General features: G+C 63.7%; 19 protein-coding genes and 1 tRNA gene. 9 read left to right on the top strand and 11 right to left on the bottom strand.

Annotated features, from left to right (window positions below):
• Positions 1–4 precede the first annotated feature (4 nt).
• The 3 genes from NDO48_RS00175 to obgE are packed head-to-tail and all read right to left on the bottom strand — an operon-like array spanning position 5 to position 3,480.
• A complete protein-coding gene (locus NDO48_RS00175) occupies positions 5–1,285 on the bottom strand; it encodes a glutamate-5-semialdehyde dehydrogenase (protein ID WP_018430094.1) in 1,281 nt (426 codons plus the stop codon).
• Positions 1,286–1,289: 4 nt separating this feature from the next.
• Complete coding sequence (proB, locus tag NDO48_RS00170) at positions 1,290–2,429, bottom strand: glutamate 5-kinase (RefSeq protein WP_085941132.1); 1,140 nt, start codon at positions 2,427–2,429, stop codon at positions 1,290–1,292.
• A 13-nt stretch (positions 2,430–2,442) separates the two neighbouring features.
• Positions 2,443–3,480: a GTPase ObgE gene (gene obgE, locus NDO48_RS00165; RefSeq protein WP_018430096.1), complete on the bottom strand. Its 1,038-nt coding sequence runs from the start codon at positions 3,478–3,480 to the stop codon at positions 2,443–2,445.
• 120 nt (positions 3,481–3,600) lie between these two features.
• Here obgE and NDO48_RS00160 point away from each other — a divergent pair, with 120 nt between their 5' ends.
• The gene (locus tag NDO48_RS00160; RefSeq protein ID WP_018430097.1) at positions 3,601–4,461 is read left to right on the top strand and encodes an endonuclease/exonuclease/phosphatase family protein; all 861 of its coding nucleotides are present in this window, start codon (positions 3,601–3,603) and stop codon (positions 4,459–4,461) included.
• Between the two features lie 66 nt (positions 4,462–4,527).
• On the opposite strand, the gene NDO48_RS00155 is transcribed toward NDO48_RS00160, so the two are convergent.
• The 3 genes from NDO48_RS00155 to rplU form a co-directional block, all read right to left on the bottom strand.
• Positions 4,528–5,118, bottom strand: coding sequence for a GNAT family N-acetyltransferase (locus NDO48_RS00155; RefSeq protein ID WP_018430098.1), 591 nt, complete (start codon positions 5,116–5,118; stop codon positions 4,528–4,530).
• A gap of 118 nt (positions 5,119–5,236) precedes the next feature.
• Positions 5,237–5,506, bottom strand: coding sequence for a 50S ribosomal protein L27 (gene rpmA, locus NDO48_RS00150; protein ID WP_018430099.1), 270 nt, complete (start codon positions 5,504–5,506; stop codon positions 5,237–5,239).
• 24 nt (positions 5,507–5,530) lie between these two features.
• On the bottom strand, positions 5,531–5,962 hold the full coding sequence (gene rplU, locus NDO48_RS00145; protein WP_018430100.1) for a 50S ribosomal protein L21: 432 nt from the start codon (positions 5,960–5,962) through the stop codon (positions 5,531–5,533).
• 333 nt (positions 5,963–6,295) lie between these two features.
• Between rplU and NDO48_RS00140 the strand changes: the two genes are divergently transcribed.
• Both NDO48_RS00140 and NDO48_RS00135 read left to right on the top strand, forming a co-directional pair.
• Entirely contained in the window at positions 6,296–6,583 is a 288-nt protein-coding gene (locus NDO48_RS00140) for a hypothetical protein (protein WP_267320656.1), read from the top strand.
• Between the two features lie 17 nt (positions 6,584–6,600).
• Positions 6,601–6,690: transfer RNA gene (locus NDO48_RS00135), tRNA-Ser, on the top strand.
• Between the two features lie 109 nt (positions 6,691–6,799).
• On the opposite strand, the gene NDO48_RS00130 is transcribed toward NDO48_RS00135, so the two are convergent.
• A complete protein-coding gene (locus NDO48_RS00130) occupies positions 6,800–7,177 on the bottom strand; it encodes a hypothetical protein (RefSeq protein ID WP_267320655.1) in 378 nt (125 codons plus the stop codon).
• A gap of 241 nt (positions 7,178–7,418) precedes the next feature.
• On the opposite strand from NDO48_RS00130, the gene NDO48_RS00125 reads away from it, so the two are divergent.
• From NDO48_RS00125 to NDO48_RS00110, 4 genes are all read left to right on the top strand, one after another.
• A complete protein-coding gene (locus NDO48_RS00125) occupies positions 7,419–8,441 on the top strand; it encodes an amino acid ABC transporter substrate-binding protein (RefSeq protein ID WP_018430114.1) in 1,023 nt (340 codons plus the stop codon).
• Positions 8,442–8,519: 78 nt separating this feature from the next.
• The gene (locus NDO48_RS00120) at positions 8,520–9,677 is read left to right on the top strand and encodes an amino acid ABC transporter permease (protein WP_267320654.1); all 1,158 of its coding nucleotides are present in this window, start codon (positions 8,520–8,522) and stop codon (positions 9,675–9,677) included.
• A 2-nt stretch (positions 9,678–9,679) separates the two neighbouring features.
• Entirely contained in the window at positions 9,680–10,774 is a 1,095-nt protein-coding gene (locus NDO48_RS00115; RefSeq protein ID WP_018430116.1) for an amino acid ABC transporter permease, read from the top strand.
• Positions 10,767–12,209, top strand: coding sequence for an amidohydrolase family protein (locus NDO48_RS00110; RefSeq protein ID WP_267320653.1), 1,443 nt, complete (start codon positions 10,767–10,769; stop codon positions 12,207–12,209). The genes NDO48_RS00115 and NDO48_RS00110 overlap by 8 nt, the downstream gene beginning before the upstream one ends.
• Before the next feature lie 25 nt (positions 12,210–12,234).
• Here NDO48_RS00110 and NDO48_RS00105 read toward each other — a convergent pair whose 3' ends face one another.
• Complete coding sequence (locus tag NDO48_RS00105) at positions 12,235–13,713, bottom strand: amidohydrolase family protein (protein ID WP_018430118.1); 1,479 nt, start codon at positions 13,711–13,713, stop codon at positions 12,235–12,237.
• Positions 13,714–13,825: 112 nt separating this feature from the next.
• Positions 13,826–15,394 (bottom strand): ABC transporter substrate-binding protein, encoded by a 1,569-nt coding sequence (locus tag NDO48_RS00100; protein ID WP_018430119.1) that lies wholly within the window; start codon positions 15,392–15,394, stop codon positions 13,826–13,828.
• A gap of 191 nt (positions 15,395–15,585) precedes the next feature.
• Between NDO48_RS00100 and NDO48_RS00095 the strand changes: the two genes are divergently transcribed.
• Complete coding sequence (locus tag NDO48_RS00095) at positions 15,586–17,061, top strand: amidohydrolase family protein (protein ID WP_267320652.1); 1,476 nt, start codon at positions 15,586–15,588, stop codon at positions 17,059–17,061.
• Between the two features lie 266 nt (positions 17,062–17,327).
• Here the strand turns inward: NDO48_RS00095 and NDO48_RS00090 are convergent, their stop codons facing one another.
• Together NDO48_RS00090 and NDO48_RS00085 are read right to left on the bottom strand one after the other, a co-directional pair.
• Positions 17,328–18,071, bottom strand: coding sequence for an aspartate/glutamate racemase family protein (locus NDO48_RS00090; RefSeq protein ID WP_040456363.1), 744 nt, complete (start codon positions 18,069–18,071; stop codon positions 17,328–17,330).
• 11 nt (positions 18,072–18,082) lie between these two features.
• Positions 18,083–18,718: a flavin reductase family protein gene (locus NDO48_RS00085; RefSeq protein ID WP_267320651.1), complete on the bottom strand. Its 636-nt coding sequence runs from the start codon at positions 18,716–18,718 to the stop codon at positions 18,083–18,085.
• Positions 18,719–18,855: 137 nt separating this feature from the next.
• Between NDO48_RS00085 and NDO48_RS00080 the strand changes: the two genes are divergently transcribed.
• A complete protein-coding gene (locus NDO48_RS00080) occupies positions 18,856–19,533 on the top strand; it encodes a GntR family transcriptional regulator (RefSeq protein WP_018430123.1) in 678 nt (225 codons plus the stop codon).
• Positions 19,534–19,536 lie beyond the last annotated feature (3 nt).

Here is a 19,536-nt window from a genome sequence, read left to right as displayed (position 1 = left end):
CTGATCACGGCCTGAGCTGTCCGTTGCCGCGCACGCGATACTTGAAAGAGGTCAACTGCTCCACTCCGACCGGGCCACGGGCGTGCATCTTGCCAGTGGCGATGCCGATCTCGGCGCCCATACCGAACTCACCGCCGTCGGCGAACTGGGTCGAGGCGTTGTGCAGCAGGATCGCCGAGTCGATCTCGTTGAAGAAGCGCTCCACTACCTTGGCATCCTCGGCGACGATTGCCTCGGTGTGGTGCGAGGAGAATGTCTCGATATGCTCGATGGCGCCCGAGATGCCGTCGACCAGCTTGGCCGAGATGATGGCGTCGAGATATTCCGTCGACCAGTCGGCATCGGTCGCAGCCTGTGCGTCGGCAAAAGCGGCGAGCACGTCTTCGTCGGCGTGGATTTCGCAACCTGCCGCCCGCAGCGCTTCCAGCACTGGCACCAGGTGGGTCGAGGCGACCGCGCGGTCGACCAGCAGCGTCTCGGCAGCACCGCAGATGCCTGTGCGGCGCATCTTGGCGTTGACTGCGATCGCCACCGCCATGTCGAGCTTGGCCGACTTGTCGATGTAGAGATGGCAGATGCCCTCGAGATGGGCGAATACAGGTACCCGCGCCTCCGTCTGCACGCGCTCGACAAGGCTCTTGCCGCCGCGCGGCACGATCACGTCGATGTTGCCCGACAGGCCCTTGAGCATTTCGCCGACGGCGGCGCGGTCGGCCACAGGCACCAGCTGGATCGCATCCTCGGGCAGGTTGGCCGACTTCAGGCCCTCGACGAGACAGGCATGGATCGCCAGCGACGAATTGAGCGAATCCGAACCGCCACGAAGGATCACCGCGTTGCCGGCCTTGAGGCACAGCGCGCCGGCATCCGCCGTCACATTGGGGCGGCTTTCATAGATCACGCCGATGACGCCAAGCGGCGTGCGCACGCGCTCGATATGCAGGCCGTTGGGGCGATCCCATTCGGCGATGATTTCACCGACAGGATCCCTGAGATCGGCAATCGCCCGGATACCGTCAGCCATGTCGCGGATGCGGCCCGGCGTCAGCCTCAGGCGGTCCATGAACGAACCGCTGATGCCGGCTTCCTCGCCGTTCTTCACGTCGGTGGCGTTGGCGTCGAGAATTTCGTCCTGGCGGCGGAGGATGGCATCGGCCATGCCGATGAGCGCGGCATGTTTGCGCTCGGCGCTGGCAACGGCGAGTGGGCGCGCTGCAGTCCGGGCCTTGTGGCCGATCTCGGCCATCAGCCGCGCCGTATCCTGGCTCTCGTGCGCCTTCAGCATGTCCTCACCCTTCCGCCTGCACCACCGCGTCCGCATGGCTGACCACCAGATCATCGCGGTGGATCATCGCCGACCGCGCCTCGTAGCCGAGCACGGTCTCGATCTCGGTCGATTTCAGCCCAGCGATCCTTACGGCATCCGCAGCGTCATAGGCAACCAGTCCACGCGCGATCTCGCGGCCTTCTGGCGACAGGATCGCCACCGTGTCGCCGCGCGAAAAGTTGCCGCTGACCAGCTTCACCCCGGCGGGCAGCAACGACTTGCCCTGCAACAGGGCGCCCACTGCACCGGCATCGACGGTCAATCGGCCGGCCGGGTCGAGCTGGCCGGCGATCCAGGTCTTGTAGCCCTTCACCGGATTGCCGCTCGGGCGGAAATAGGTGGCACGCTCGCCACGTTCGATCGCCATCAGCGGCGACAGCCGCGTGCCGGCGGTGATGATCATCGCGGTGCCCGCGGCGGTGGCGATCTTGCCGGCATCGAGCTTGGTGCGCATGCCGCCGCGCGACAGCTCGGAAGCGGCAGCCCCCGCCATCGCCTCGATGTCGGGCGTGATACGATCGACGACCGGAATGAACTTGGCGTTCGGGTCATGTGCGGGAGGTGCGGTGTAGAGCCCGTCGATGTCGGAGAGCAGCACCAGAAGGTCGGCGCCCATCATCGTTGCGACGCGGGCCGCCAGGCGGTCGTTGTCGCCATAGCGGATTTCGGTGGTGGCGACCGTGTCGTTCTCGTTGATGACGGGCACGGCATTCATCTTGAGCAAAGTCGAGATCGTCGCCCGCGCATTGAGGTAGCGCCGGCGCTCCTCGGTATCGCCGAGCGTCACCAGGATCTGGCCCGACTTCAGCCCCTTGCGCCCGAGCGCGTCCGACCAGGCGCCGGCAAGCTCGATCTGCCCGACGGCCGCAGCCGCCTGGCTCTCCTCGAGCTTCAGCGCCCGCTTGCCAAGCCCCAGAATGGTACGACCGAGCGCGATGGCGCCCGACGAGACGACGAGCACGTCGGCTCCGGCCTCGGTCAGCGTCGCGATGTCGTCGGCCATCGAGGCCAGCCATTCGCGCTTGAGGCCGCTCGATCGGTCGACCAGCAACGCCGAGCCGATCTTGACGGTGATGCGCTTGTAGGTCCGCAGCGAAGGGATCGTCATTCTAGGCCTACTTCGTCCAGCGTGCGTCGGAGGGGGCGACGTCGCCGCTTGCTTGGCGCGCTTCCTCGACGATGCTCATCAGTGCGCGCAGCGTCTCTTCGATGCCCTCGCGGGTAACGGCCGAAAGCAGGATCGGGGCGCGCCCAGCGGCGCGCTTCAGCGAAGCGACCTTCTTCTTGCGCGCATCGGGATCGAGCGTATCGACCTGCGACAGCGCCACGATCTCGATCTTGTCGGTCAACCCGTGGCCATAGGCTTCGAGCTCGCCGCGCACGATCTTGTAGGCCTTGCCCGGGTTCTCTTCCTGCGCCGAAACCAGATGCAGCAGCACCCGCGTCCGCTCGACGTGGCCGAGGAAGCGGTCACCGATGCCGACACCTTCATGCGCGCCCTCGATCAGGCCGGGAATGTCGGCGATGACGAATTCGCGGGCATCGATGCGGGCAACGCCCAGGCCCGGATGCAGCGTGGTGAAGGGATAGTCGGCGATCTTGGGCTTTGCCGCCGTGACCGAGGCGAGAAAGGTCGACTTGCCGGCATTGGGCAGGCCGACGAGACCAGCGTCGGCAATCAGCTTGAGCCTGAGCCAGACCCACATTTCCTGGCCTTCGAGGCCGGGATTTGCGCGGCGCGGCGCCTGGTTGGTCGAGGTCTTGAAATGCTGGTTGCCGAAGCCGCCATTGCCGCCCTTCGCCAGCAGGTAACGCTGGCCGACCTGAGTCAGGTCGCAGATCAGCGTCTCGTTGTCTTCTTCATAGACCTGCGTGCCAACAGGCACCTTGAGCGTGATGTCTGCCCCCTTGGCACCGGTCATGTTGCGGCCCATGCCGTGAATGCCGGTCTGCGCCTTGAAGTGCTGCTGATAACGATAGTCGATCAGCGTGTTCAGCCCGTCGACCACCTCCAGCCAGACGTCACCGCCACGGCCACCGTCGCCGCCATCAGGGCCGCCGAACTCGATGAATTTTTCGCGCCGGAACGACACAGCACCCGCGCCGCCGTTTCCGGAGCGGATGTAAACCTTGGCTTGATCGAGAAATTTCATCGCACTGTTCGTCTTCTATTGCTTATTTGGTTGTTGCGGCGCTTCTGCCATAACGCAAGGCGCAGCGAAGGGCGAGAGCGGATTGGCGCGGACGCCATGCGGCATAGGGAGACGAACCGGATGAAGCTGGTCACCTACAACACGCAATACGGCGTCGGCCGCGACGGGCGCTACGATCTCGAGCGCATTGCCAGCACCATCGACGGCGCCGACATCGTCGCGTTGCAGGAAGTGACCCGCAACTTCATGCGCAACAACATGGCCGATATGGTCGACGGGCTGGCAAAACTGCTGCCCGACTACTTCCATGTCTACGGCGTCGCCATGGACATCGACTTCGGCATGCTCGGCGACGATGGAAAGCCGGCAAACAAGCGCCTGCAATTCGGTAACATGGTGCTGTCGCGCTGGCCGATTGTGGCCTCGCGCAATCTGCTTCTGCCGCGCAGCCGGCGCATCAGCCGCGGCAACCTGCAGCGCTCGGCACTGGAAGCGCTTGTCATGGCGCCCTCCGGCCCGCTGCGCATCTATTCGGTACATGTCGACCATGTCAGTCAGGAGGAACGGATAGCGCAGATCCGTCACCTGAAAGAGCGGGTCTACGCCTTTGCAATGGAAGGCGGCGCCATAACAGGCGCTGCCGAATACGGTTTCCCCGAGCTCCCCAGCCCCGAGGAATTCGTGTTGATGGGCGACTTCAACATGGTACGGGGCTCTCCCGAGCACCTCATCATGACCGGCGCGCCCGATCCGGTGGAGGGTCCCCAGATCGTCGCCCATCACCCCGTAGACGCCTATGCGCTGGCGGGTGGCGTCCCGGACGGGTCGGCCTCCTGGAGCGACACGACCCATCCGGAAAAAACCCGCCTTATCGACTACGTCTTCGTCCAGGCCGACCTTGCGGCGAAGGTGACGTCCATCCGCATCGACATCGACGCGGACGGCTCCGATCACCAGCCGGTATGGGTCGAGCTGGCCTGAGCGCATGATCCGAAGTGCCACAGCGTCCCATGCGCGTCCGATTGGACGCGCGGCGCTATGGACATCTCAGAAGCGCGCCCACGACCGGAGGCTCGCCCAGGTCTTGCGGTCGAGGCGATAGCGCTCGACCGGCACCTGGCCTGCGACGATCGAATTCACCATGCCTTGGCCGGCATACTGGAAGCCGCACTTGTGGATGACGCGTCGCGACGTCGGGTTGATGACCCGGCACGAGACGTTGAGCACATTGGTGTCGGTCGCGCGGAAAGCGAGATCGACCAGCGCATGCGCAGCCTCGGTGGCGTAGCCATGCTTCCAGTAGGGCTCGCCGATCCAGTAGCCGAGCTCGAGGCCACGGTCGGTGGCGTTGAGGCCGGCCGAACCGACGAAGGCGCCGCTGTCGGCAAGGGTGATCGCATAGACGACACCGCCGCCACGCTTGGCCCGTGCCATGGAAAGGAAGGCGCGAGCCTCGGCCTCGCCATAGGGGTGCGGCATGCGCGACAGCATTTCGGCAACGTGGCGGTTGTCGGCAAGCTGCACCAGTTCGGGGATGTCGTCCTCGTGCGGCGGTCGCAAAACCAGCCGCTCCGTCAGCAATATGGGGCAGTCTATCGACAGCCTTTCGTCTTCGTAGTCTTCCTTCTCGGCAACCATTTTTGTCCTCCAGGCAAAGAAAAAGGGGAGATGGCGACCCATCTCCCCTGATCCTTTTCCTGGCTTGGCCAGACACCGGTTCCCGAGATGGGGCGCCGGTGTTGTAGTGCGGAACCGGCTACTCCGCGGCCTTGAGCATCGGATTTACCGACACGTAGGTTCGGCCATTGGCTTTCTTGGCAAACGACACTGCACCTGCTTCGAGAGCAAAAAGGGTATGATCCTTGCCCATGCCGACGTTGACGCCGGGATGCCAGGTGGTGCCGCGTTGACGAATAATGATGTTGCCGGGAATCACTGCTTCCCCGCCGAACTTCTTCACGCCAAGGCGCTTCGACTCTGAATCGCGACCGTTGCGCGACGAACCGCCAGCTTTTTTATGTGCCATGGATGTTCTCCTTCAGTCGCTCTATTACTCTGATTCCGCGACGGCTGCAGCCTTTTTCGGCGCTGCCTTCTTCGCGGGCTTCTCAGCGGCTTCTTCAGCCGCAGCTTCGGTCTTCGCCGCTGCCTTCTTCGAAGGCTTGGCACCGCCCGTCAGGATCTCGGCGATCCGCACCGTGGTGAGGTGCTGGCGATGGCCGCGCTTGCGGCGCGAGTTCTGGCGACGACGCTTCTTGAAAGCGATGACGGTCGCGGCGCGACCCTGTTCCACCACTTCCGCCGTAACCACGGCGCCGGCCACGAAGGGCGCGCCGATCTCGGCCTTGTCGCCCTCGCCAACGGCGAGCACTTCGACGAATTCCACGGTCTCACCGGCTGCACCGGCGACCTTCTCGATCTTGATCACATCATTGGCGGCGACGCGGTACTGCTTGCCGCCCGTTTTGATGACTGCGAACATTTTATGCCTTTCGCTGTTCGGTCGGCCTTGTTGAACCACCTGGGCGGTCCGGGCCGTCTTTTTGTCAGTCGTTACGGGTTCAAAAAACAAGCGGCGCAGAGAACCCTCCACGCCGAATGCAGGCGTCCCGTAACCGAAGGTTGCCGAGGAGTCAAGGCGAACACTCGCCAAAATGCCGCCATCCGGTCGCAACCGGGCATCACTGCCCGATGCAGGCGCAATGGGCGCGCCCAGGAAGACCACCTCAGATACAGCCGCCAGCAAGGCCAGACAACTGGCCGACGGCACGGGCGTCAGCCGCCGTCGACCCAGCGACGCCACAAGGAACACATCATGTTGTTGAAGCTGCGCGCCGCGCTTGTCGAAGGCAGGTCCGGTTTCGAGCCAAAAGGCACCGGGCTAAATGATCCGACTGTCACGCTCTTCCACCGGGAACGAGACCGAATTGCAGCCAGAACGTCGAATAACGCCCGCCCTGGCGCCATCGCGACGGCATTTTCGAGTGAACTGACGCAGCGTCCCGCTGGCAGATTCAAGCCGGCTGAAAAGATACAACATCGCAGCCATATTTGGCCTTGTGCGATGACCGATGAGCCGTTATCTAGTGCGCCGCGCCGGTAACGGCCGATCACATCCGCGGAGAGGTGGCAGAGTGGTCGAATGCACCGCACTCGAAATGCGGCATGGGTGCAAGCCCATCGGGGGTTCGAATCCCTCCCTCTCCGCCATTCCCTTTCAAACGCTTGAATGCTTTTCGTGCTTCACGTTCTGTAAGGCATCTGCGCTGGCCGAGCCAAGGTCCGCCTGAACCGGCCGTAGATTCAAACGTCCAACCATCTAAGGCTGTGACGCCGGCTCTCTGTCCATCTCCAGATACTCGATGACAGAAGCCCGGATTTTCGCGCGCATCCGTGAAGCGGCATCGAAATCCAGCATGCGCGTTCGGTCATTGAGAATGGCGTCGGAATAGAGGTCCTCACCCTTCTCGCAAGCCACCAGAGCCCGATCCGCTATATGGGCTGCGGTTTGGAAGCGTTCTATGCCTGCACGCAGATCCCCGGCAGCGCCAAGGGCGCAGTAGAACCACGCTCTTTGAGTGGCCGCGACACTCGGCCTGATGACGGCCTCAAGCTCAATGAGAGCATGAGCCGGGGATGTTGCAGCAAGAAGCGAGCCCAGGACCCACGCTTTGGGTAGCACCGGCACAAAGCTCATCAGAATCTCCCTCGCCACGAGGGTGCGAGCAGACCTTGTCTCAACTGTGGCGAGAGCACCGACTAAGCAACCGCCAGTTGGACCGTCGAGCGACATCCCTCCCTTCGCGCCAAGATTGAAAACAATCATTGTCGATTATTTTGTTGAAGAATTGTCGGCAATTTGGTTGGATCGCTCCGTTCAGAGAGGGACGGTCCGCGGCAGACGCCCGACGGGCCGCATTGGGAGGAAAAATATGGCTATGTTCCGTAGGGCGTGCCGCATCGCCGCGGCCGCTTTGCTCTTGGGCACGTCGGCGATCGCCGCGCAGGCGGCGTCGACGCTCGAGACCGTCAAGGCGCGCGGCAAGTTGATCTGCGGCGTGTCGATGGGCACGACGGGCTTTGCGCTCGCCGACGCGCAGGGCAAGTTTGCCGGCTTCGACGTCGACGTCTGCCGCGCCATCGCAACCGCCGTGTTCGGTGACCCGAACAAGGTCGACTTCGTGATGACCAACATCAACACGCGTTTCCAGGTCCTGCAGTCGGGCGAGATCGACGTGCTGTCGCGCCAGACGACGATGACCTATTCGCGCGAGGCCTCGCTGGGCATCGATTTCGGCCCCGCGGTCTTTTATGACGGCCAGGGTCTGATGGTTGCCAAGAGCCTCGGCGTCAACAGCGCCAAGGAACTGGACGGCGCCGCCGTCTGCACCCTGCCCGGCACCACGACCGCACAGAACCTTGCCGACTTCTTCCGCGCGACCGGCAAGAAGTTCGAGCTGGTGGTGTTCGAGAACCCCGACGAGAACAACAACGCCTTCTTCTCCGGCCGTTGCGACGCGGTTTCGTCGGACCGTTCCGACCTCGCCTCCATCCGCGCCGCCTCGAAGAGCCCCGATGACTATGTGATCCTGCCGGAAACCATCTCGAAGGAGCCGCTGGCACCGGCCGTGCGCCAGAACGATTCCAACTGGCGCGACATCGTCTCGTGGTCGGCCTGGCTGATGATGGCGGCCGAGGAAAAGGGCATCACCCAGGCGAATGTCGACGCGCAGCTCAAGAGCGAGGATCCCGAGATCCAGCGCATGCTCGGCGTCACCGACGAGCTTGGCCCGATGCTCGGCCTCGACAAGGCCTGGGGCTACAACGTCATCAAGCATGTCGGCAACTACGCCGAGGTCTTCGACCGCAACCTCGGCGAAAAGACCGCGCTCGGCCTGAGCCGCGGCCCGAACACGCTGTGGAACGCCGGCGGCCTGCTCTACCCGCCGCCCTTCCGCTAAGCCGTCAGAACAGATACGGCGCATGTCGGTTCGACATGCGCCGTAACTTTATCAACTGACCCGACAAGGACCGACGGCGTGTCGCCCATTGTTCTGCTACGAAACCGGCGCGTCCGCGAACTGGCCTACCAGGTCCTGTGCGTCGCGGCCGTCATCGGCTGTGGCTGGTACCTGCTCAACAACGCGTTGGCCAACATGGCGAAGCAGGACATCGCCACCGGCTTCGATTACCTCGGCCGCGAGGCAAGCTTCATCATCAGCGACACGCCGATCGCCTTCGAGGCGTCGGACAGCTATGCCCGGGCCATGCTGGTCGGCCTGCTCAACACCGTGAAGGTTGCGGTGCTGGCGATCGTGCTCAGCACCATCATCGGCACCTTTGTCGGCATCGCCCGGCTGTCTTCCAATCCGCTCTTGTCGCGCCTGATGCTCGCTTATGTCGAAGCGCTCAGGAACGTGCCGCTGCTGCTCTATCTGTTCCTCTGGTATTCGGTGATCATCTTCACCCTGCCGCCGGTCAAGCAGGCCATCACGCTGCTGCCCGGCGTCTTTGTCTCCAACAGTGGCCTCGTGGTTCCCGCCTTCATCTGGAATTCCGGCTTCTGGGTCGTCGCGGCCGCAGCCGCAATCGGCATCGTCGCCGCCATCTTGTGGCAGCGCTGGGCAAGTCGCCGGCGCATCGCCACCGGCAAGTCCATGCCGGGCTGGCCGGTCGCCCTCGCCCTTGTCGCGCTGCCGATGGCAACAGCTATTCTCTTCTTCGATGTCAGCGGCGAGCTCGACTGGCCTGTCCTCGGCAAATTTCGCCTGACCGGCGGCGCGCATCTCAAGCCCGAATTCGTTGCCCTGCTGCTTGGGTTGACGCTTGGCGCCTCTGCCACCGTGGCAGAGATCGTCCGTAGCGGCATCCTGGCGATCCGCAAGGGCCAGCGCGAGGCGGCCCACGCGCTTGGCCTGTCCGACCGGTTGACGATGCGGCTTGTCATCCTGCCCCAGGCGCTTAGGGTCATCATCCCGCCGCTGACCAATGTCTATGTCACGACCTTCAAGAACAGCTCGCTGGCAATCGCCATCGGCTATCCCGACCTGGTCATGGTCTCCAACACCATCATGAACCAGACCGGCCAGGCGATCGAGCCGATCGCCCTGTTCATGCTGGTCTATCTGCTGTTGTCGCTGGCGACTTCGGCCCTGATGAATTGGTACAACGGGCGTGTCGCCCTGAAGGGACGCTGACCATGAGCGACCAATCCGCGACAGTCGCCGGCGACCGCGTCCCGCCGCGCCGGCCCGCTCGCCGCAACGACACCCTCAAGGCCTATTTCGGCACGCCCGGCAACACGCTGGTGACACTCCTGTGCCTGGTGTTGCTCGCGCTCGCCGCCAAGGCAGCCGCGTCCTGGCTGCTGATCAATGCCGTGTTCGACGGCGTACCGGAAGACTGCAAGGCAGCCTCAGGCGCCTGCTGGCCCTATGTCGCAGCCAAGCTCCGCTACATGCTGTTCGGCATCTATCCCTTCGACGAGCAATGGCGACCGTTGGCGGCAACGCTGCTGTTCATCGCGGCGATGGCTCTGTCGGGCGTCCCCCGCCTGTGGAGCCGCGGCCTCGTCATCGCCTGGCTGGTTTTGCTGCCGCTGCTGTTCGTGCTTATGTCGGGCGGCATGCTCGGCCTGACGCAGGTCCCGACATCGCAGTGGGGCGGCCTGCCGCTGTCGTTCATGCTGACTTTCGTCGGGCTCGTCTGCGCCCTGCCGCTCGGCATCCTGTTGGCGCTGGCGCGGCTCTCCAACCTGCCCGCCATCCGTATCCTCGCCATCACCTTCATCGAACTGGTGCGCGGCGTGCCGTTGATCAGCATCCTGTTCATGGCGTCCGTCATGCTGCCGCTGTTCATGCCCGACGGCGTCACCATCGACAAACTCCTGCGAGCCCAGGTCGCGATCATCCTGTTTGCCGCAGCCTACATCGCCGAGATCGTGCGCGCCGGCCTCCAGGCTTTGCCCGCTGGGCAGACGGAGGCAGCCAAGGCGCTCGGCCTGCACTATTGGCAATACACCTTCCTCGTCACCATTCCGCAGGCGCTGAAGACCGTCATCCCACCGCTGGTGTCGCTGTTCATCGGCTTCTTCCAGGACACGACGCTGGTTACCATCGTCGGCCTGCTCGACTTCCTCAATACGGTGCGCACGGCCTTGCGCGACCCCAACTGGCAGGGCATCGCCGTGCTCGAAGGTTATGTCTTCGCCGCCGTGGTCTATTTCGTCTTCAGCGCGCTGATGGGCGCGTATAGCCGCTTTCTCGAAAAACGCTTCAGGGTAGGTCATGACTGAAATCACGGTCATTCGCGACGTCGACACCATCGTTGCCTACGACGCCGCCAGCGGCGGCCATGTCTATCGTCATGGTGGCGACGTCGCTTTCGATGCGACCGGGCTAATCTGCGTCGGCCAACATTTCGAGGGCGAGGCGACGACCGAACTCTCGGGCAAGGCGCGCATGGTCATGCCCGGCCTGGTCGACATCCATTGTCATTCGCATGACGAGCCGATGGCCAAGAGCATCTTTGAGGATGTCGGCACCCCTGCCCTGTGGGGCCAGGCCATGTATGAATTTTCAGGCGCGCTCGACGGCGGCGAGGATGCCCGCGCCGCCTGCCTGACGGTAATGCTGGGCGACCTGATGCGCTCGGGCGCCACCACCATCCTCGACATCGCCGGCGCCCACGACATCTGGCTCGACATCGCCGGCCGCAGCGGCGCGCGCGCCTATCTCGCACCCGGCTTCCGCCAGGCCGATTGGATCGTCCGCGACGGCCACAGGCTGGAATATGAATGGAACGACGATGCCGGCCGCGATGCCTTCGTGCGCGCACTCGACTTCGCCGAACGCGCCCGGGCGCATCCGAGCGGCAGGCTGGACGGAGTGGTCTCGCCGTCGCAGGTCGAGACCTGCCGGCCCGACCTTCTGGCCGACGCCGCGGATGAAGCGCGCAAGCGCGGCATGAAGCTCACCGTTCATGCAGCCCAGACCATGGCCGAGCACGAGGAACTGCTGCGCCGCACCGGACTGACCGCCGTTCAATATCTTGACGGCCTCGGCGTGCTTGGCACTGACGTCATCCTCGGCCACTGCATCTTCGCCGACCATCACTCGTGGACCCGCCAGCGGACGCAAAACGATCTCGTCACACTTGCCGAACGCGGCACCACGGTCGCCCATTGCCCCGTTACCTTCGCCCGCAGCGGCATGGCGCTGGAAACGCTCGGCGCTTACAGGCGCGCCGGCGTCAATGTCGCCATCGGCACCGACAGCTATCCCTTCAACATGCTGGAGGAGATGCGGCAGGCGCTGATCTGCTCCCGCCTCGGCGGCAAAAGCGTCTTCGACCTGACCACATCAGATATCTTAGATGCCGCCACCCTTGCCGGCGCGAGGGCTCTGGGCCGCAACGACATCGGCCGCCTCAGCGTCGGCGCCAAGGCCGACCTCGTGGTGATCGACCTCGACACGCCTTCGATGCGCCCGGTCTACGACCCCCTGCGCAGCCTGCTCCATTGCGCCGCCGAGCGCGCCGTCGAGCGCGTTTATGTCGACGGACAACTGACCATCGACAAGGGCAAGCCGACACAACTCGACTATGACGGGGCCGTCAGGGAAATTCAGGCGCTGCAGGACTGGGCCTGCGCCCGCGCCGGCATGAACGATCCGCGCGGCCGCAGCATCGGCGAACTGGCGCCGAAGTCGCTGCCCGTGGTCGGAAACTAGCCCAAGGAGAGACGCACCATTCTGCTCAGGGCAAGATGGGGTAGCTCGGCTTGAAAATCTCCGACACCGGCGGGTGCTGCCAGCTGCGATCGGGGTATTTGGCGATCAGCCCTTCGTACTGCCGCTGCGCCTGTTCGCGCGCAGCGCGGATGTCGAAGCCGGCCAGCTTGCCGTCGAGCATCGACAGCCGTCCATCGACGAACACCGCCTGCGTCACCTTGCCGGAGCCGCCGAGCACCAGCGTGGTGATCGGATCGACAGTCGGCGTCATGTAGGGATCGTCGAGGCGGAACACGGAGATGTCGGCCTTGGCGCCAGCGGCCAGGCGGCCGATGTCGGTGCGGCCGAGCGCCCTTGCCCCACCAAGCGTGGCGGCATCGTAGAAATCCTTGCTCAGCACGGCATCGGATGCCTTTTCGCTGATGCGGCAGGCAACCAGGCCTACAAGCAGGTTCATCAACATGTCCTGCGGTGCCGTGTCGGTCGCCATGCCGATATTGATGCCGAGCTTCCGGCACGAGGCAAACGAGTTCAACGTGCTGCCCATGCGCGCCGACACCAGCGGCGAATGTGCGATGGACACGCCAGCGTCGGCATAGAACTGCAGATCGTCAGGCGAAGCATGGGTGCCGTGCGGAGTGATCAGCCGCTCGTTCAACAGGCCATGATCGGCCATCCAGCGCGGCCCCGAGACGCCGTGCAGCTTGTGCATGGTTTCGAGCTCGAGCTTGCCCTGAGCCATGTGCAGCCGCACCCGGCAGTCGAGGTCACGCGCCGCCGCCATGGTCCGCTGCAGTACCGTGAGCGTGCAGGTTTCGACACGGTCGGGCGCCAGCATGCCATTGACCAGTCCGCCATGGCGACCATGCTGGCGCTCGATGAAAGCAATCGCATCGTCAAGGCCGGCGAGGCCCCTCGCCTCGTCGAAGTCGGGCACGATCTTGCCGGGCGCCTCCAGCACCATCCCGCCGGAGCGATAGGCAGGGCTCAGGAAGACGCGCAGGCCGAGCTCGCCTGCCGCATCTGCAGCCGCATCGAATTCGGCGACCGTCTCGCCCCATTCGCGGTAGTAGAGCGAGGCGATGGGCGCGGCCGACGTGACGCCGTTGAGCAGCGACAGGCCGAAGGCGAACTTCTTCTGGAAGGCCAGCTCTTCGGGCGAATACATTTCGTAGGGCCCACGCTCGACATAGGATCGCGGCCAGATGCGGCCCTTGGCCCATCCGGGCTGGTTGTCGTGCACGAGCACATAGGTGTCGATGTCGGAGAGCGCATCCAGGTCGATGAGGCCGGGACTGATCAGCGCGCTGCCGAAGTCGATGCGGCGGGCGACCTCGCCGTCGAAGCTGCGCCCGGCGAAGATGACCTCGCCGCCTTCGATTACCACCTCGCCGCGCGGCACCAGGCAATGGCCTTCGCCGGGATAGGCAAGCAGCCAGTCTGCGGTCATGAGCGTGCGGCCAGCCGGCCGCTGGCCGAGCGTCAGGTCTTCGGGACGTGTCATCGTCAATCCAGTCTGAAGTCGTTGCGCCAACCCAGGGCGGACGCACCTAAAGAAAGGGCGCTTCACCGGATGATGAAGCGCCCAGGGTCGTGGGAGACGTTGTTATCTAGGCTTACTTGCCCGCCATCTGGGTCAGCCAGTGACGCGGCTTGTTGTCGGAGCGGAAGTCGACGCTCTTGACCGTGCCCTGCATTGCCCAGGCGATCGGCTGCTGGTGCAGCGGAATCAGGATCGAGTCATCCTTGGCGATCTTGAGGGCCGCCTCTTCGAGCTGCAGGCGCTTGGTGCTGTCAGGCTCCTGCACCGACTGGGCAACCAGCTTGTCCAGCTCCGGATAGGACCATCCGCCATAGTTCGACACACCGACCTTGTCGTTCTTGGTCGAGAGAACCTGCGCCAGGATCGAATAAGCGTCGAGCGTCGGCTCGTTGGCCCAGCTCAGGTTGAACATGTCGGCCTTGCCCTGCGTGCGCTTGGGCGACTGGACGGCGCGCGGTGCGATGTCGATCGAGACGTCGAAACCGGCGCGCTTCAGCATGTTGGCGATGCCGGCGCAGAAATCCTCCTCGTTGATGCTCTCGTCGTTGGAGCACATGTAGGTGAACTTCAGGCCTTCCTGGCCAGCCTCGGCGAGCAGCTTCTTGGCGCGTTCCGGATCGGCCTTGCTGTAGGTGTCGAGCGACTTGGCGTAGCCGGCGATCTCAGGAGCGATCAGCGAGCCGGACGGACGGGCAAGCCCGCGCATCACCTTGGCGTTGATCAGGTCGCGGTCGATGGCGGCTTCGACTGCCTCACGAACGCGCACATCGTTGAACGGATTGGCGCGACCGTCTTCCAGCTTCTCCTTGCGGTTGAAGCCGAGGAACACCGTGCGGAACTCCTGCTTCTTCAGGACCGACAGGCCGGGCGAGCTTTCGAGGCGCGGCAGATCCTGGATCGGTGCGGAATCGACGAGGTCGACTTCACCCGACAGCAGCGCTGCGACGCGGGTCGCGGCCGAGGCGATCGGCATATACTCGATGCGGTCGAGATTGTGCTTCTTCTCGTCCCACCAGAGGTCGTTGACCACCAGCACGGTCTTGCTGTCGGCGACACGGCTCTCGAGCTTGAACGGGCCGGTGCCGTTGGTGTTGTGGGTGGCGAAGCCTTCGGTCTTGGTGTCGACGGCGGTCGGCTTCTCGGTGTTGTTGTCCTTCAGCCACTTGGCGCTGAACATGAAGATATTGGTCATGTCGTTGAGGAACAGCGACGTCGGCGCCGAGACCTCGACGTCGACGGTGTAGTCGTCGACCTTCTTGCTGCTGACATAGAGCGGGATGTTGCCGCGCAGCGGCGAGGCCGGATCGGTGACGCGGTTGAGCGAGGCGATCACGTCGTCGGCGGTGAAGTCTGCGCCGTTGTGGAACTTGACGCCCTGGCGCAGCGTGAAGCGCCAGACCTTGTTGTCGATCAGCTCCCACTTTGTCGCCAACGCCGGCTCGACCTTGAAGTTGGCGTCGTAGCGGACCAGGCCTTCATAGATGTGGTTGAGAAACGACAGGTTGAACGTCGACGCGATCGAATCGGGATCAAGCGAATAGATGTCGGCGCGACCGCCCCAACGCAGGGTTTCCGCAGTGGCCGGCGCGGAGATGGCAAGTGCTGCAACGGCACCGAGAATGAGTTTCTTAAAGCGAGACATTTTACCTCCCAAGGATCGCGCTTCCTGGATTCCACCATCAAGGTGATCGACAAGATTGTCAACAATATTGTTGACGCATTTTCCTCGAGCCGGTAGCAAAATTACGTGGGGTCAGGCTGCCATCACGCGGCACAGACAAGCCCACAGGGCAGCCGGAAGGCCCGCAGCCAGCAGAAATGGAGGAAAATCGCATGAGCGACCTGCTGTTGCTTCATGGAACCATCGTCACGGTAGATGCCGAGCGGCGCATCATCGAGGATGGTGCAATCGCCATATCGGGCGACAGGATTGTCGACATTGGCTCTGCCAGCGACCTCGCTCCCAGGCATCAAGACAAGAAGGTCGTCGACTGCCAGGGCAAGCTCATCATTCCCGGCCTCATCGACGCCCACGGCCACGCCGGACACGTGCTGATCCGCAGCATCGCTGCCGACACCAATTCCATGTGGATGCAGATCGTCACGCCGACCTACTATCACTACACCACCCGCGACTACTGGTACGCCGACGGCCTGGTTTCAGGCCTTGAACGCCTGCGCGCCGGCGTCACGACAGGCGTCAGCATCATCTCGTCGATGCCGCGCAGCGACGATCCCGTCTTCGCCAGCAACCATGCCAAGGCCTATGGCGAAATCGGCCTGCGCGAGATCATCTGCGTCGGACCGGCCGGCCTGCCCTGGCCGCACCCTGTGACTCGCTGGGAGAGCGGCAAGCCGGAGCGCCGGCACGTCTCCTTCGAGGAAATGATCGAGGGCGCCGAGGCGACCATCCAGGAGTTGAACGGCAGCGCTGACGGCCGGATCAATGTATTCCTGACGCCCTTCACCATCGTGCCGTCGCTCGATCCGTCCAACATGACGACGCCCGACCGGGCGGTAAAGCTCACCGACAACGACCGCATGCAGGCCCGTCGTGTGCGCGAGACGGCGCGCAAATGGGGCGTGCGCATTCATTCCGACGCCTTCGCCGGCCAGATCCGGATGGCCTTCCAGGACAAGGAAAACGCCATCCTCGGCCCCGACGTCCACCTGCAGCATTGCTGGGGCATATCCCACGAGGAAGTCGATATCCTGGCCGAAACCGGCACCTTCGTCACCCACGCCCCGCCCGGCCGCTCGACGCCGATCCTCGACATGATCTCCAAGGGCGTGCCGGTCGCCGTCACCTCCGATGGCGTATCCCCGAGCCGCCATTTCGACATGTTCCAGATGGCGCGGCTTGCCCAATACACCCAGCACCTGCTGCACAATCACGACCGCTATCTGCTGCCGCCGGGCAAGATGTTCGAGATGATCACCATCGATGCCGCAAAGGCACTCGGCATGGATCACGAGATCGGCTCGCTGGAAGTCGGCAAGAAGGCCGACATAGCCGTCATCGACATGCGCCAGCCGCACCTGACGCCGAACTGGATGGTCGTCCACCGCCTGGTCCAGCAGGTGCTCGGCAGCGATGTCGACACCGTCATCGTCGACGGCAAGATCCTGATGGAAGGCCGCAAGGTGCTGACGACCGACGTCGAGCAGGCGCTCAATTTCGGCGAGCGCGAGGCACAGGCCCTGGTCGACCGGGCCGGCCTGCAGGCGCATATGCACGACCCGGCCTGGGGCAAGCTGTACCGTACGTTCGAGGAAGCGGTGGTGCCGCCGGCGCCGCCGGTTCTGTAAGGTCCGGTCGGTCAGGGCTTGTCGCAGACTTTCTCGATTGCGCGACAAGCCCTGCGAAGGTGACGCTCCGCCATACGCGGCCTCGTCGGCGACAGACAGCGCAGCGAACTGCTTGCCTGGTGCAGGCTACGTCACGGTAGACAGCGTTGGATATCGTCTTGAGGCCGACGGCTGAGCGCAGGGTTTGTCGTAACGCCCTTCAAAGGCGGTCAGCAAACCCATCGAAGAAAAAGGGGCCTTCCGGCCCCTTTGTTTCGTTTTGGGCGTCAGCTCGCCGCCATCAACTGGACTTCCGCATCGACGGCAACAGGTCCCTTTTGCCGCGGGAAATCATAGGCATTGACCTTCGAGGTCACGTAGCCGGCGCCGACGAGCGCCTCGGCGATCTTGAGTGCAGCGGTGACGCCATCAATAACAGGCACGCCCGTTGCCTTGGCCAGCCTGTCACACAGGCTCGACATGCCAGCACAGCCCAGGATAATCGCCTCGGCGCGGTCTTCGATCTTGGCGCGCTCGATCGCCTCGACCAGCAGCCGCTCCGCCGTCTCTGGGTCTTCCTCGAGGCCCAGCACCGGCAGGTCGATCGAGTGCACGGCGCGGCAGTGGTGCCCGGCGCCATAAGCCTGGACGATGTCCTCGATGATCGGCACCGAACGCGGCAGCGTGGTGACCACGGAGAAGCGCCGGCTGATGGTCATGGCCACCTGAACGGCCGCTTGGCAGATGCCGATGACCGGTCCCTTGGCAACTTCGCGCGCGGCATGCAGGCCGGGGTCGTCGAAGCAAGCGATGACATAGGCGTCGACGCCCTGCTCCTCGCCCTTGCGGATTTCCGACAGCATATCAGGCACTGCAAGTGCCTCGTCGGCGCTGCCCTCGATGCTGACAGGCGTCCGGGTCGGATTGACGGCGCTCACATGGGTGCCCGCACTTGCCACGCGCAGCGCGCTTTCCAGCGCCTGGTTGGTCATGGAAGCGGTCGAATTTGGGTTGATCAGGCGAATATGCACTTTGGTGGATCCTATTCGCCGCTTTCGTTTGCCTTGAGCACATCCGCAATTGTCGGGGCCTTGAGCACAAACTGGCGGTCGGAGGTGATGTAGTTGTCCGCGTGAAGCCGGGCGATCGGCTGATACACTTCCGGATTCACATAGCGCCCTGCCTCGTCGAGGCAGTCGCGGCGCACATGCATGTGGACCACTTCACCCAGCACGAGCAGGCGGCGCGGATATTCGATCAGCCGCTCGACGCGGCATTCGAAGGCGCATGGCGCATTGGTGACATAGTCGACATCGATCTGGGCGCTGCGGGCAGTGGGCAGTCCGGCCATCTCGAGTTCGTCGACATCGCTTTCGAAGCCCAGGCCGCAGACCAGCATCTGCTGCGACAGCGCCATGTCGACCATGTTGACCACGAACTCGCCCGTGCGACGGATGTTGACGACAGTGTCCTTGTCCTCGCCGGTCGCGCGCGGCTGGATGCCCAGCACCACGATCGGCGGCTCATGCGAAAACACGTTGAAGAAGCTCATCGGCGCCGCATTGCTGCGCCCCGTGGCCGAGCGGGTGGTGACAAGCGCGATCGGGCGCGGACCAATGAAGTTGGTCAGCAGCCGATATCGGCTCTCCATCTCCAGCTTCGTAAAATCGAACTCCATACGCCCTCTCAATCCCGCATCGCTTGGTACACAATTTTCCGTATAATTGTCAGCAAAATGCAATCCGGGTAATTTATTGGAATGTTGACTTTTTATTGTGCATGACGAATGTCGGCCCTCGTGGGAGGCATCGCGTCATGACCGAACAAGCAAGTGTTTCGACACAGCAGATTGTCGAGAAGGTGTGGCTCTCGATTGCCGAGCGGCGGCTGCGTCCGGGCGTCCAGCTGAAAGAAGGCCAGCTGGCCGGAATCTTCGACGTCAGCCGCGCCCGCATCCGCCAGGCCCTGACCGCGCTTGAGCGCGAAGGCCTCGTGACGATCATTCCCAATCGTGGCGCTTTCGTGTGCCAGCCATCCGTCGACGAGGCCAGGGACGTGTTCGCCGTCCGCCGCTCCGTCGAGGCCTGCGTCGTCGATCGCATCGGCAATTCGATCTCCAAGCCCGACCTGGCGCGGCTGCGCAACCATGTCGCCCAGGAGCGCACCGCCAATGCCAAGGACTCCACCACCGACATCATCAAGCTCTCGGGCGGCTTCCATCTCCTGCTTGCCGAGATATCCGGCTCCGACTTCCTGTTCGGCATGATGCGCGACCTGATCTCGCGCACCTCGCTGATAACAGCCGTCTACCGCAACACCGCGCGCTTCAACTGCGGTCCCGACGAACACGCCGAGATCGTCGAACAGATTGCCAGCGGCAACTTCAAGAAGGCTGCTGCGCTTATGGAGCATCATCTCGAGCACGTTGAGGCCGAGCTCGACTTGAGGGAAGTGCGCGACATCTCGCACGATCTCCGGGCAGCGCTGGCGTAAGCC

The sequence above is a fragment of the Aminobacter sp. MET-1 genome (genome assembly GCF_026521175.1).
Classification (GTDB): domain Bacteria; phylum Pseudomonadota; class Alphaproteobacteria; order Rhizobiales; family Rhizobiaceae; genus Aminobacter.
Note: the sequence above shows the minus strand (reverse complement) of the source record. Positions and strands in the feature narration are given on the sequence as shown.